The 15,146-nt window shown below is 38.3% G+C and carries 11 protein-coding genes; 6 read left to right on the forward strand and 5 right to left on the reverse strand.

Annotated features, from left to right (window positions below; all coding sequences use genetic code 11):
- Positions 1 to 130: 130 nt before the first annotated feature.
- Complete coding sequence (gene ychF, locus ACFIKX_RS03455) at positions 131 to 1,234, forward strand: redox-regulated ATPase YchF (RefSeq protein ID WP_375628192.1); 1,104 nt, start codon at positions 131 to 133, stop codon at positions 1,232 to 1,234.
- Positions 1,235 to 1,393: 159 nt separating this feature from the next.
- Here the strand turns inward: ychF and ACFIKX_RS03460 are convergent, their stop codons facing one another.
- From ACFIKX_RS03460 to petA, 4 genes are all read right to left on the reverse strand, one after another.
- Complete coding sequence (locus tag ACFIKX_RS03460) at positions 1,394 to 1,834, reverse strand: PRC-barrel domain-containing protein (RefSeq protein ID WP_375611176.1); 441 nt, start codon at positions 1,832 to 1,834, stop codon at positions 1,394 to 1,396.
- Positions 1,835 to 1,944: 110 nt separating this feature from the next.
- Complete coding sequence (locus tag ACFIKX_RS03465) at positions 1,945 to 2,841, reverse strand: cytochrome c1 (RefSeq protein WP_375628194.1); 897 nt, start codon at positions 2,839 to 2,841, stop codon at positions 1,945 to 1,947.
- Complete coding sequence (locus tag ACFIKX_RS03470; RefSeq protein ID WP_375611174.1) at positions 2,835 to 4,091, reverse strand: cytochrome bc complex cytochrome b subunit; 1,257 nt, start codon at positions 4,089 to 4,091, stop codon at positions 2,835 to 2,837. The genes ACFIKX_RS03465 and ACFIKX_RS03470 overlap by 7 nt, the downstream gene beginning before the upstream one ends.
- Before the next feature lie 4 nt (positions 4,092 to 4,095).
- A complete protein-coding gene (gene petA / locus ACFIKX_RS03475; RefSeq protein WP_375611173.1) occupies positions 4,096 to 4,644 on the reverse strand; it encodes a ubiquinol-cytochrome c reductase iron-sulfur subunit in 549 nt (182 codons plus the stop codon).
- 725 nt (positions 4,645 to 5,369) lie between these two features.
- Between petA and ACFIKX_RS03480 the strand changes: the two genes are divergently transcribed.
- Positions 5,370 to 5,846, forward strand: a complete 477-nt coding sequence (locus tag ACFIKX_RS03480; RefSeq protein ID WP_375612986.1) for a tRNA (cytidine(34)-2'-O)-methyltransferase — start codon at positions 5,370 to 5,372, stop codon at positions 5,844 to 5,846.
- 485 nt (positions 5,847 to 6,331) lie between these two features.
- On the opposite strand, the gene ACFIKX_RS03485 is transcribed toward ACFIKX_RS03480, so the two are convergent.
- Positions 6,332 to 7,585, reverse strand: coding sequence for a CCA tRNA nucleotidyltransferase (locus ACFIKX_RS03485; RefSeq protein ID WP_375628196.1), 1,254 nt, complete (start codon positions 7,583 to 7,585; stop codon positions 6,332 to 6,334).
- 245 nt (positions 7,586 to 7,830) lie between these two features.
- Between ACFIKX_RS03485 and ACFIKX_RS03490 the strand changes: the two genes are divergently transcribed.
- From ACFIKX_RS03490 to ACFIKX_RS03505, 4 genes are read left to right on the forward strand one after another with little or no spacing between them, the layout of a single operon-like run.
- A complete protein-coding gene (locus ACFIKX_RS03490; protein ID WP_375628198.1) occupies positions 7,831 to 8,862 on the forward strand; it encodes an AAA family ATPase in 1,032 nt (343 codons plus the stop codon).
- Complete coding sequence (locus ACFIKX_RS03495) at positions 8,863 to 9,774, forward strand: DUF58 domain-containing protein (RefSeq protein WP_375628200.1); 912 nt, start codon at positions 8,863 to 8,865, stop codon at positions 9,772 to 9,774.
- Positions 9,771 to 12,569: a DUF4159 domain-containing protein gene (locus ACFIKX_RS03500; RefSeq protein ID WP_375628201.1), complete on the forward strand. Its 2,799-nt coding sequence runs from the start codon at positions 9,771 to 9,773 to the stop codon at positions 12,567 to 12,569. Before ACFIKX_RS03495 ends, ACFIKX_RS03500 begins: the two co-directional genes overlap by 4 nt.
- On the forward strand, positions 12,566 to 14,662 hold the full coding sequence (locus ACFIKX_RS03505) for a glutamine amidotransferase (RefSeq protein ID WP_375628202.1): 2,097 nt from the start codon (positions 12,566 to 12,568) through the stop codon (positions 14,660 to 14,662). The genes ACFIKX_RS03500 and ACFIKX_RS03505 overlap by 4 nt, the downstream gene beginning before the upstream one ends.
- Positions 14,663 to 15,146: the final 484 nt, after the last annotated feature.

Here is a 15,146-nt window from a genome sequence, read left to right on the forward strand (position 1 = left end):
AAAGTAGATACCTATTGCTTTAGACTTTTTTCTCACTTATCGCAAGACCAGGACTATAACTCTTCTGAAAATATGCTATAAAAAGGAAGCTTTATCTTGACCATAAAATTAATAGAAAAGAAAGACTCTCATGGGCTTTAAATGCGGTATTGTCGGATTACCTAATGTCGGGAAATCAACTCTTTTTAATGCATTAACAAAAACAGCCACTGCACAGGCTGCCAATTATCCTTTTTGTACCATTGAACCCAATACCGGAGAAGTTGCTGTTCCAGATTTACGAATGGAAAAAATTGCATCAATCGCTGGTTCAAAAGAAATGATTCCTACACGCATTAATTTCGTCGATATTGCGGGGCTTGTGCGAGGAGCTTCAAAAGGCGAAGGTTTAGGAAACAAGTTTTTAGCCAATATTCGCGAAATCGATGCTATTGTCCACGTTTTACGCTGTTTTCAAAATGAAGATATTACCCATGTAGAGGGACGTATTGATCCTGTTTGTGATGCGACAACGGTTGAAACCGAACTCATGCTTGCGGATCTTGAAAGTCTTGAGAGACGAATCATACAAATCCGTAAACGAGCAACCGGAAAAGACAAAGAAGCTCTCACAATTTTACCTATTATGGAAAAAGCATTAAACATACTGCAACAGGGAAACCCTGTCCGGTTATTACTCAAAGATATTTCTTCCGATGAACACCACATTCTTAAGAGTTTGAATCTTTTAACCTCCAAGCCTGTACTTTATGTTTGTAATGTAAGCGAAAATGACGCCGCTCGTGGAAATAGCTTTACCCAAACAGTTGAAAAAATGGCAACAGAGCAAAATGCGCAAAGCATTATCATTTCTGCTTCTATCGAAGCGGAAATTACACAACTGAGTGATGCTGAAGCATCAGAATATCTCAATGCGCTAGGACTCTTTGAACCGAGTCTCAATCGCCTCATTCGCGCTGGTTACCATTTACTTGATCTCATTACTTACTTCACCTGTGGGCCTAAGGAAACACGAGCATGGACAATTACGCGTGGTACAAAAGCTCCCCAAGCAGCTGGTATTATTCATTCAGATTTTGAGCGCGGTTTCATTCGTGCCCAAACCATCAGCTATAATGACTATATTGCTCTGGGTGGAGAAAGCGGTGCAAAGGAAGCAGGAAAAGCCCGCGATGAAGGAAAGGAATACATTGTGCAAGATGGCGATATCATGTTATTTAAACATAATACTTAAATCTTCACTCTGTCTTAATAGTTTATCTTGAAAACTTTGGTAATAGCTCCTTGGAATCTTGTCGCAAAAATTCTCAAGAGTTTTTAGAACAAAAAAACTGTTGCTAGCATATGATTGTGATAGCAACAGCTTGGTCCATTAAAGAATAGAAATATAAAATTAGCGTGTCCAACGCCCTTCGTATTTAAATGTTGGAGCGTTCTTTAAAGAATCTTTTGTCGCATTTGTAATAAGTTTCCATTTACCATAATCATTTGTCATCTGGATTGTTTCTGGAGAAACGACCACATAACTCTCGCCTATGCCAAGAAAACCACCAACAGCAATAACAAATCCTGCAATATTATTTTCACGTAAAATAATATCTTTTACTTCACCAATATTTTCATCTTCTATATTATATACATTGGCGCCTATAAGACTGGAAGCAACAAAATCCGTTGCTAAAGGTGTCACATAACGCACAGACTTATCTATCCCCACCTGTACAATACCCGTCGAAGAGATCATTTCAGGTTTTGAAGGCACTTCAAAAGACTGAGCATAAGTACTAGAAACCATCAAAATTGACATAAGAGTAGTACATGCAATTTTTTTCATTTTAACATCTCCATTTTTACTTTGCTTTTACTTTATAAAACCTCAATGCATCATAAAAAGATTTGTTCCTTATGCTCTTTATACTCTATACTCTTTTGAGCCTTATCGCTTTACCCTTTTCTCTTTATTTCGTCTTTTATTTCTTTCTCTAATTCTTCTTCTAAACCACACCAAATACGATTTTTTAAAATATAAACAAACCCTGCAAAAATGATTAAAAATAAAATAACACGAAAACCGGTTTTTTTACGAATTTCCATATGAGGATCGGCAGCCCACATCAAAAAAGCAGAAACATCGCGCGCATAATGTTCAATGATTTCTGGGGTTCCATCTTCATAAGTAACCATACCATCACTCAAAGGAGGAGCCATAGTTAAAGAATTACCGGCAATAAAATAAGGATTATACCAATAACCATTCGCAATTTTTATCTCCTTCGGTGCCTTCTGATATCCTGTTAAAAGAGCTGTAATATAATCTGGACCAGCTGTATCATAATGAGTCAATGCATCAGTAATTAAAGCAGGAAACGGCAAAGATACCCCACGTGCACGTGCCATCAATGTCAAATCTGGAGGATAAGCACTATTCAAAATAAATCTTGCTTCTTCTTCATGTGAAAAGGGAGAAGGAAAATAATCCGTTGCAACCCCAGCACGTTTAAAAAATTTTCCTTCTCGATTAGGACCATCGCGCACTTCATATTGCCCCGCCAAAGCTTTGATCTGTTCTTGATCATACCCAAGATCTTTTAAATTGCGAAAAGCCACATATTTTAGCCCATGGCAGCTGGAACAAACTTGTCTATAAACCTTTAATCCGCGCCTCAATTGCGCCTTATCATAAAGCCCAAATGGACCTGAAAAACTCCATTCTTGTTTTTTAGGAACCTGTAAAGGAAAAGAAATAAATCCTTCTTCCTGATCAGAGGCATCACTCGCTAAACTCTGAGCAGAAAAACTCATAGCAACAATAACAACCAGCCCGACAAAAACATTTACCATAGTCTCTTTTTTTTCTGTTTTAAATCTTGCATAATTGAAGAAGGAAGAGAACAATTTTTTTCAAACGCTGGCAAAATCGGCAAAATAACCAAAAAAAATATAAAATAATAAACCGTAGCCAATTGTGTCCATAAAAGAATTTTGTCACTTATTTCTCTTGACCCCAACCAACCAAGAAAAACGACATCAATAACCAACGCCCAAAAGAAAATTTTATAAACAGGTCGATATCTTGCTGAACATATTTTAGAGCGGTCTAACCATGGCACAAAAATTAAAATGCAAATCGAACTGACGAATAAAACAAAGCCAACAAAGTTTGAAGAGAAAATACCGATATCAAAAGTTATAGCACGAAGCATCGCATAAAAAGGCAAAAAATACCATTCTGGAACCACACGAAGAGGTGCCTTTAAAGGATCTGCCACACTATAATTTTCAGCCTGCCCCATATAATCGGGCATATAAAACAAAAACCAGGCAAAGAAGATGAGAAAAACAGTAATAGCAAAAATATCTTTGATAAGCGCATAAGGCGAAAATGGAACTGTTTCCTTATCTGATTGTATAGCAAGACCCGTTGGATTGCCTTGCCCAACACAATGAATTGCCCAAATATGCAGCCCCACAAAAAGAAGCAAAATAAATGATAAAACATAATGGAAAACATAAAAACGATTCAACGTTGGTTGTCCTACGACATAACCACCCAGAAGTGTCTCATGCAACCATGTCCCCACCAAAGGTATCGTTTTTAAAAGCCCTGCAATCACTGAAGCCGCTGAAATAGACATCATCCCCCAAACAAGCACATAACCAAAAAATGCTATTGCCATCATGATGATATAAATAAAAATACCTGTAACCCATACCATTTCTCGCATATTTTTATAAGAACCATAATAAAGTCCACGTGCTAAATGGATATAAACAGCAATAAAAAAAAACGAAGAGCCTACACAATGCCATGGACGAAAAAGCCAACCAAACTGCCCTTCACGCCGAAATCGTTCACTGGTTTCAAAAGCCAAATGAATATCCGGAACATAATGCATAGCCAAGACAATACCAGTCAAAAGCTGTGATAAAAGCATAATGGTCAAAATACCGCCAAATGTATAAAAGTAATTAAGATTACGCGGAACAGGAAAAATCACAAATGCATTATAAAAAAAACGAGGAAGAGGAAAACGCTTATCAAACCAACGGGCAAGTGCATTTTTAGGACAATAAGGAGAAAACCTTGTCATAACCTTATCCTATTTTGAGCAAAGTATCAGAAAGAAATTGGTAAGGAGGAATAGCCAAATTATAGTTAGCTGGACCCGACCGCACTCTTCCAGCTGTATCATAAACAGACCCATGACATGGACACAACCACCCTCCAAATTTCCCAGATTGCCCAAGTGTTATACAGCCTAAATGCGTACAAAGATTAATGACGATAAGCCAATTTTCACGTCCTTTACCTGCTGAACGTGCAAAATCCGTCGCTTCTTTTTCACCTTCAAGATTAGGATTGCGCGCTTGACGATCTTTTAGAAGTCTCAATTCAGTAGCGCGCGCATCAGCAATTTCTTTTGCCGTACGATTTCGAATAACAACAGGCTGTCCTCGCCACTTTACCGTTACTGACATCCCCTCTTCAATACCAGAAAGATCAACCTCAACAGAGGAAGATGCCAAAACAGCTTCATCTGGACGCAACTGACGGATAAAAGGCCACACAACCGCTCCCATTCCAACTGCTCCTGCAACAGCTGTTACCAAAAACAGAAAATCCCGCCTCGTTTGCTCACCCATGGCCTTAACTTAAAGAGACACTTTGCTAAAACATTCTTTTACCATACCCTCTCCCATTGTACAATGCTTGATCACTCCGTTACCTCAACCATAAAAACATCCCCGTAAAACACTCCTGCCATTTGTATGGTTTATACAAAAAACTGTTTTATAATGATAATTCATCGTTTTACAGAGTAAATGAAATCCCTAAACACCGTAAGGTTTTTTCATTTCAAACCTATTCATATTAATCAATCAAAATTACTCCCCCGCCCGTGAAAATCAGAGATAGCATGTAAATAAACACTCCTAAAGAAAGAAACATAGTCTTGTTATGACCATATCTCAGTAAACAAGTTGAGCTTATCGGTTATTTCTTTAACACATTTACAGCATCTCTCCCTCCCTCAATTCCAACTGGTTGCATGAGTATTTTTTTCGCTTCTGTTTTTGCATAAAAAGCATATTTTGTTGATTTTAATTAAAATTGATGATCTAACCTCATTAAATATCCCACTTTTCAACATAATGAGCCAAGTCATTTCATGGATTGCTCAATAAAAGGAAGTCCCTAATAGGGAGCTTCTCTCTGATCCCAAACAGACCTGTATACATAACTTTTCCCTGAAATTTAAAGGGAATAAAAATGAACCGTAAAAAACATGTATTTCTCAAAGCATATTTTTCGAATAAATTGTGGTGCTTCTTTACAAAGTCGAAAGAAAAATCATATTACAGAGAACATGACACTTCATATAGCTCTTTTCCAACCTGATATTGCTGGTAATACTGGAACGATTTTACGTCTTAGCGCTTGCTTTGGTTTACATGTGCACATTATTGAACCTGCAGGCTTTAATCTGTCGGATCGTAATCTCAAACGCGCAGGATTGGATTATCTCGAATATGCTTCCTTAGAACGACACATTGATTGGCAACATTTTATAAGCTCCATGAAACACTTTAACCGCCGCCTGTTGCTTTTAAGTACAAAAGCAAAAACATGCTATACGCAGATATGCTATCAAAGAAATGATGTTTTACTTTTTGGTCGTGAAACAGCTGGCGTTCCCGATTATGTTCATGAAGCGGCCGATTACACATTAAAAATTCCCATGCAACCACAGGCACGCTCTCTAAATCTCGCCATGAGCGTAGCCATAACAACAGGAGAAGCATTACGCCAAATTGGTTATCATGAAAGAAACTGTAATCTATAAAAACATAAATTATCACGAAAAACAATAATACAACATATAAAGAACAGTTAGAGCGTATAATGCCTATCATTTTCCAACAATTAAGTGCTGGTAAAATAAACATTTCTTAGTGCCCATCACATCCATTTCATATCACCTCATATCACCACCTATGAATGATTAAATACTCCTCATAGTAAAAATCCAGTGAACATCCCCCTCTTTATGGTCATACAAGGTGCAAACCGCTACCACTATTCTCTTTATTCGTTCTCATTTTCGAGAATCCTTATCTTTGAGATGATTCATAAGAGACATTTTTCCTCTCTGTAATCATTTTTCCTCACTTGTGACGTGTAAGGCAATAACTTTGATTGATGTAATATGAACAGGTTTGAAATAACTTTACAATATTGTGAACTCTTATTTCACATGAATAATGATTATTATAAATTAATATGTTGACTTAAAAAATATAAACAACAGTGAGTTTATAAACAGAAATATTATAAATCAATTTTTTCTAATAGTGCATGACGATCCATTAAAAATCCGCTTTCAATCCATATCATTTCTAGCTCTTTAAGCTTTTTTCCTAAAAGTACACCTTTTGTAAAACCTTTCTTTATTAAATCGTTACCATTAATAGGAAAAGTTGGAATTTGCCATTTTTGGGCAAATTGATAAAGCTTGACATAACCCTCTGCTTTTTGCAAAGCATCACTTTTTTCCAGATGATCAAGATGTGATACAGCGACAGACAACGATAATTGATCTAAAACTGGCTGTCGTCCATGAAAATAAATCAGTTTTTGCACAAAATGATCAGAACAGTTTTGGTTTATTATTTCTAACTCTGCCCATTCTTTTAATCGCGTTGTTTCCTTAAGAGAAAAACGCAAACGCTGTGCCATTTCATGAAGACGCATGGGATCAGGAGGAAGAAGGCTTTCTAGCCGTAACAATGGATCAACTTTCCAACCAAGAGCCTGTTCTGTCTTCACCAATGCGTGAATTGCATCAATACCCCATCGTTCTGTTTCAGGAAAAATGAGTGCCAAAATTCTGCTTTGTCGCATCCATAAAAGAGCACGCGTTGGATCAAACGCCGCAAGAAGCTTTTTCATTTCTGCCCAAATACGTTCAGAAGAAAGTTTTTTTAAACCGTGTTTTAAACGAACACATGCCTTCAATCCTTGCACATCAGGTCGCCCTGCTCCATACCACGCAAAAAAGCGAAAAAACCGCAAAATACGCAAATAATCTTCTCCAATACGATCTTCTGCAACCCCAATAAAACGAACTGTTCGGCTAGCAATATCACTCAAACCTCCCACATCATCATAAAGGTTGCCAGCAGCATCACAATAAAGCGCGTTTATCGTAAAATCTCGCCGTTCAGCATCTTTTTTCCAATCACGACCAAATGCCACTTTTGCATGACGACCATCTGTTTCAATATCGCAGCGAAGCGTTGTAACCTCATAAGAACATGAATGAGCAACTACTGTTATTGTACCAAAAGCAATCCCTGTAGGAATAGCTTTAAATCCTGCTTCTTCTACACGTGCAATAACCTGTTGCGGCAAACAGGTTGTTGCAATATCAATATCACTAATAGGCTGCCCTAGCAGTTGATTGCGCACTGCTCCCCCTACAATACGCGCCTCTTCCCCCTCCACAGACAAAACACGAAGAAGTGTTTGGATATCACTTTGTTGTAACCACGCAACCTGTTTGAAGTTCTGTCTTATATTCACCCTTTAACCTTTCAAAAAAGTTGTCTTCATTGCTTTAAAAAACTCTCTTCATAAAACAAATTTTTTAAGACATCCCTTATAAAGCACGTCTATTCTTCCAAAGAAACTTTTCTCTTCTATACGAATATGAAAAAAAACGGCATATGATACTTCATTTCTTCTCATTTTCTGTTACAAACAATAAGATATCCATTATCATGCAGAGAAAATTACCATTTTTGCGACAAACGCCTTAAGGAAGAAATATGAGTCAACATGATCCATCATCCAATTCTATAAAAAAGGTCAATATCAATCATGAAGCTCAAGTCATTATTGATGATATTGATACGGCACACAAAGAATTGGATATTTTACAAAAAGAAATTGACAAAGTTATTTTTGGGCAAAATCAGGTAATCGAATATGCTTTAATCGCTATTTTTGCTGGTGGTCACACCCTTCTTGTCGGTGCTCCAGGACTTGCAAAAACACGTCTTGTTGAAACATTGGGAACAGTCTTAGGGCTTGATGAAAAACGCATCCAATTCACTCCTGACTTAATGCCATCGGATATTATTGGTTCTGAAATTATGGATTCCGATAAAGACGGTAAACGTTCTTTTCGATACATTCAAGGTCCTATTTTCACGCAACTTCTCATGGCCGATGAAATCAATCGTGCTTCCCCACGGACACAGTCAGCCCTTTTACAAGCTATGCAAGAATATCATGTTACTGTTGCAGGTAACCGTTATGATTTGCCACAACCTTTTCATGTCCTTGCAACGCAAAATCCTCTCGAACAAGAAGGGACCTATCCACTTCCTGAAGCACAACTGGATCGCTTTTTGATGCAAATCGATATTGACTATCCTGACCTCACAACAGAGCGACGGATTATTTTAGAAACAACAAAAGAAAAAAAATCAAATGCAAAACCAATTTTATCCGGCAAAAAATTGCAAAAAATTCAAAATATCGTTCGCAAAATGCCTCTTTCAGAAAATGTGATTGAAGCTATTTTAAAAATTGTCCGCTCATCTCGCCCTCATAAAGACAATAGCCTTGCTAATACTTATGTTTCTTGGGGACCTGGTCCACGGGCATCACAAGCCCTTTCACTTTGTGTTCGCGCCCGTGCTCTTTATTATGGACGCTTAGCCCCTTCACTTGATGATGTTGAAGCATTGGCCTATCCCGTATTACAACACCGCATGGCTCTTAATTTTTCTGCCCGTGCTGAAGATATAACCGTAAAAGATATTATCAATAACCTTGTGAAAGATGCTCTTTGAATGGCACTTGGCAAAAAAGTTTTACAAAAGCCTCCATTGTCGCTGGCAAATGAACTGCATAAGGATACTGGCAAAATGCCATATTTCCTTTTACAAGCGCGTCATATCGCTAATACATTGATAACCGGGTGGCATAGACAACGTAAAAGCGGTAATGGGGAAAACTTTTGGCAATTTCGTCCCTATATGGAAGGAGAATCCATTAGCCGCATTGATTGGCGTCGCTCAGCGCGTGATGAAAATACGTATCTCCGTGAACACGAATGGCAAACGACACAAACCGTTTGGCTTTGTCCTGATCAGAGCGCATCAATGCATTACTGTTCGCGCTTTTCTAAAATCTCTAAAGGTAATCATGCTATTATTCTTACCCTTACCTTGGCATCCCTTCTTGCACGCAGTGGCGAACATATTGCTATTCCCAACTTAATGTCCCCCACAATGACATCCAATGTCGTAGAACGAATAGCCTTTGCTTTAGAAAATCATTCAGATGAAAATTTATTTCCGGATTTTTCAACGATTACACGCTTTTCACATGTCGTTATAATGAGTGATTTTCTCGATTATCCTGAAAAAATCATCCAACATTTAACCGTTTTAACTACAAAACAGGTGACAGCTCATTTAATTGAAATTTCTGATCCCGCAGAAGAAAGCTTTCCCTACACAGGTCACACAGAATTTTTGGATCCTGAAACAAAAGAGAAACATGTTTCCACTAAAGCAGAAGATCTTCGTAAGAGCTATTGTAAACTATATCACGCAAGGCGACAAGAATTGGTAAATTTTTGCGCACGCCAAGGATGGTCTTATCACGTTAGTACAACAGATCAACCTTTAACAGAGACCATTTTTCATCTTGCAAATACAATGAGCGACTCTCCATTGCAAAAAAGGAGGGCACTTTGAGTTTTGCTGCTCCCTTTCTGTTACTAGGGCTTTTGTTCCTACCGGTCATTTGGTGGCTGTTGCGGATAACTCCTCCATCTCCGCGTAAAGAGCTTTTTCCCCCTTTTCGCTTCTTACCCAAACCAACTCATCAACAAGAAACAGCAAAACATACACCTTGGTGGTTGCTCTTGTTGCGTTTAACCATAGCGGCACTTGTTATCATAGCTCTAGCACGCCCCACTTGGAATCAAAAACCAATAAGCTTTTCTGGGTCTCAACCCCTTGCACTCATTATTGATAATGGTTGGGTTTCTGTAAAAGAATGGAAAAAGCGCATCTCTATCGCTGAAATACTCCTTGCTCAGGCAGAAAAACAGCAAAAAAATATTTATCTTGTTGCAACGGCTGAAAATAATATCTCCAATATAGAGCCCCAACCAGCCAAGATTATAAAACAGCATTTAATGCATTTGCAACCGCGTCCTTGGCCTGTCAACCGTGTGCATGCCTTCAAAAAACTCAGCGAAATAACCAAAGGAAAACCTCTTGATATTGCTTATTTAAGTGATGGATTACAAACAAATGAAGATGAGCAAGCTTTTGCTCTTCTTGAAGAATTAAAACCTAGAAACTTCTTGTGGTATTTGACTGATATTTCCGATTTAACCGGCATAACATCCATAGAAAATAACAATGGAAACATGGGCGCGCGTATTATCCGCTCAACAACACACAGCAACACTCCCGCTATACTCAGCCTCTACGATTCAAATAATCAACTTCTCGGTCAATTTACGAAAAATTTCTCTGAAGGAGAAACAACAGCACTTGTTCCTTTTAATGTACCACTTGAACTACGCAATGATATCGCTTGGATAAAAATAAACAATCAAAACCATGCTGCTGCAACCTTCTTGGTAGATAGCCATAACAGGATAAGCCGTGTTGCTCTTCTCTCACCCGATACCAATGAAATGGCACAGCCTTTACTTGCTCCATTTTATTACATTATCAAAGCCTTACAAGGTCATACACAGCTTATAACAGCCGGTGGAAGAGAACTTTCAACGGATATTGATCATTTGCTTAAACAAAATCCATCTGTTTTGATTATGGGTGACATTGTTAACATATCCCCAAAAGCAGAAAAAAAACTTTCTGATTTTGTGAATAAAGGGGGAACACTCATCCGCTTTGCAGGAGAAAAACTCAGTAGCGCAGAACATTACGATAACCTTCTTCCGATACCACTGCGCCCAGGTCAACGTTCCCTTGGAAGTATTATGTCTTGGACAAAACCACAAAAGCTTGCACCTTTTACAAAAAATAGCTTTTTCTTTGGTCTTCCCTTTCCAGGAGATGTTACTGTCTCGCGCCAAATCCTCGCAGAACCAACCCCAGATCTTTTTGAAAAAACGTGGCTTAGCCTTTCGGATGGAACTCCTCTTATTACCGCAGCAAAACGTGGTAAAGGAACCCTCATTCTCATTCATGTTGCTCCTGACCCAACATGGTCTAACCTTCCTCTTTCTGGCTTTTTTGCACAAATGCTGCAAAAATTAATCACATTAGGTTCTAACGAAAACACAAACCTAACACACAGAGAAAAAAGAACAGTGGTACAAAACCCTTGGCGAACTATAGCCGTTGACGGACAATTACAAGTACCACCCTCTGATGTTGTTCCTTTGATCTTTGACTCTCAAAATCCACCCCATCCTTCCTACCATACTCCCCCAGGACTTTATGGTACCAAAAACAATTTTTATGCACTCAATCTCTTAACTCATTCGTCGCACTTGATGAAACAATCATCATTGCCAACTTCTCTTAATAAAAGCCCTTTATCTTACGATACAAAAGAAAAAAATCTTATCGGTCCACTTTTAGGATTAGCCATCTTATTATTCGCCTTTGACAATTTTCTCATTTTATGGATGGGAGATATTTTTTCTTTCATGAAACGGCGTAATATGTTTCTCGTCCCCTTTATAAGTCTTATTGCCTTGTTTTCATATGATCCAACTCTTCATGCACAAACGAAAGAAAATCATCATGATAGTGTACAAGCTGCTGGCGCAACACATCTTGCCTATGTTATAACCAATAATCATGAAATTGATACAACGAGTAAAAGTGGTCTAGAAGCGTTAAGTCAATTTATCGCAGAGCGCACAATGCTTACCCTTGGCTCTGTTACAGCACTTGATCTCGATAAAGATGAACTCTCTTTTTATCCTCTTATTTACTGGCCAATTGATGTTAAGAGTCCTATACCAACCCCCAAAAGCCTTGAAAAAATAAATAACTTTATGAAACATGGGGGAACAATTTTATTTGACACGCGCGATCAGATAAAGAGCAATCTTAATCTTGAAGGAGACGCTACTCCAGAAACGCAAAGATTACGAGATATCTTAAAAGGATTAAACATTCCATCCATTGAGCCAGCATCAACAGATCATGTTGTTGCACGTTCTTTTTATATTATGCCAGATTTTCCTGGTCTCTACCGTGGTTCACCTTTATGGGTTGAATCCTCATCAACAAACAAAAAAAATAAAAACTCTCTTGCCAACGGCGATAACGTAAGTTCTCTTCTCATCACCGCAAATAACTTTGCCGGGGCTTGGGCACTCGATGAAAAAGGGGCATGGAAATATCCCCTTGTTCCCAATGATCCAATGCAACGTCTATGGGCATTTCGTGCAGGTTTAAATATTGTCCTTTATGTGCTTACAGGAAACTATAAAGCGGATCAAGTTCATGTTCCAGCACTCTTGGAACGCTTTAAAAGAGAAAGAAGGCAATGATATCATTTTTCACTTTTCAGCCTTTTTTACCACTCTTTTGGATTCTGCTCTTAAGCGGAATGTCGATTCTTTTTGTCGTTGTTAGTCTTGTTACGCAACGGCAAGGTTCTTTATTTCGTCTGATGGCATTAAGCGCCCTTATCCTTGCTTTGCTCAATCCAATGATCATAAAAGAACAGCGCGAACCACTGAAAAGCACAGTAGGCATTGTCATTGACCGCAGCAAAAGCCAATCATTTGGAACACGTACAAATGATAGTGATGAAGCGCGCAGGCAATTAGTCGAAACACTGGCGCATTATCCACAATTTGAACCACACTTTATTGAAGCTGGGAAACTTGCTGATAATCAATATGCACCCTCAACGAATTTGTTTGAAGCTTTAACACAAGCACTATCTGATGTACCGTTCTCTCGTTATGCAGGAACCATTTTTATCACCGATGGACAAGTGCATGACATCCCTGACCTATCAGACCTTCATCATGAAGCACCTCTCAATGCCCTGATTACAGGATACTCAGATGAATTTGATCGCCAAATCAAGTTTATTTCTCCTCCACGCTTTGCCCTTGTCAACAAACCACAAACGCTCTCCATTTTGGTAGAAGATAAAGGCCCCGCCCAAAAAACAATATCACAGAAAGCAAATATTACACTAAGCGTCAATGGACAAGACATTGGCCATTATTCTGTAACTCCTGGCGTGATTTTTCAAACTGAAATTACCCTTCCTCATGCTGAAAAAAATATTATCCAAGTTATAACTGATCCACACAAAGGTGAACTAAGCTTTGAAAACAACCGCGCCATAACAATTATTGAAGGAATCAGAGAAAATTTACGCGTTCTTCTTATTTCAGGTGCTCCTTATAATGGAGAACGGACATGGCGAGACCTTTTGAAAGGTGACTCCAATATTGATCTTGTTCACTTTACTATTTTGCGTCCCCCCACCAAAGCAGATAATACGCCCTCAAGCCAATTATCCCTAGTGGTCTTTCCCACAAGAAAACTCTTTGTTGAAGAAATTAATAACTTTGATCTCATCATCCTTGATGGCTACCAGCACTCTACTGTTCTCCCCTTAATCTATTATGATTATATCGCCCAATATGTACAAAAGGGGGGTGCATTGTTGATGGTAACAGGACCTGAGTTTACCCAAAAAAACTCACTTGCGAAAACACCTTTAATAAGCATTCTACCGGCATTGCCCAATGGAACTATTATTGAAAAACCTTTTCGCCCCACATTAACCAAAGAAGGTGAGCGCCATCCTGTCACAAGGGGTCTTGCAACACTTAACCTTCCCGCTTCTCAATGGGGGCAATGGTTGCGACAAATTGCTATTCAAAACATAAATAACGGAATCGCCCTCATGAAAGGAGCCGATGAACAACCACTTTTACTTCTCTCGCATGTTGATAAAGGACGTGTAGGCATGTTGCTTTCTGATGAAAGTTGGCTTTGGGCACGAGGTTTCGAAGGCGGTGGTCCTTATGCTGCTCTTTATCGTCGTATTGCCCATTGGCTCATGAAAGAACCAGAACTTGAGGAAGAAAAATTAAGTGCGACCAGCAGCCATCATCATTTAACAATTCGCCGCCAAACTCTAAAAGACCATCCAGAACCCGCTGAAATAATCTTTCCCTCTGGAAAAAAAGAAAATATTACTCTGACCAAAGAGAAAGAAGGCCTTTTTACTGCAACTGTGACCACTGATGAGACAGGAATTTTTACCATTAAAAATGGCGATTTAACAATACTTTCTTCTGTAGGGATGCTCGATAATCTTGAGTTGTTTGACTTGATTTCAACACAAGAAAAACTAGCCTCCATTATTAAGCACACTGGTGGCTACATCGGACGTTTACACCCTGAAGGAAAAGAAAACATTCATCTTCCTCCATTTAAGCTGATTCAATCAAAAACAAGTCCGTCCTCTTCCCCAGCACATTCAATCGTTCTGAAAGAAGCAACAGAAACCCGTTTAATCAATACCTTTTATTTTTCGATATTTTCTGGTTTTTTTGCACTGCTTGCTTGCCTTTTACTGTTGAGCAGCATGTGGTATTATGAAGGCCGTTAAAAAGTCTGAGATTTCGTATAATAGTTTTAAAATTCAGCTTATCTTTTTACGTATTTACTTGTCTTTTGTAATTAGATAACGTATTGATTTATAACTAAAAATACAGTGGAATTCTCCTTATTTCCAATATCCTCATATTAAAACAATAAAAAACATTCTCTTGCGTATTATTAGAAGGGATGCTGTATGGATAGAAACCATTGAAGAAAAGAGTGAAATACCTCTTATGAATCCTCTTAAAGCAAAGCAAGGATTTTCATAAAATTGGGGAAAATAGTATGATGTTTTTTATTTGCACCTTGTATAAGTGTAGAGATGGTAGTGTACAGTAAGCCCTATATAGTTCACAGAAGCTTTCCATTATAATATCGAGTACCATCGTGAAATTAGCTCAAACGCATTGAGAAATGTTTTTTTTTACAAATATGTGAATCTACAACACAATGATATTTTATTAGGGATATTCTATTTAGAACATTCCGCT

Source organism: Bartonella sp. CM86QHHN, from assembly GCF_042194695.1.
Taxonomy (GTDB): domain Bacteria; phylum Pseudomonadota; class Alphaproteobacteria; order Rhizobiales; family Rhizobiaceae; genus Bartonella.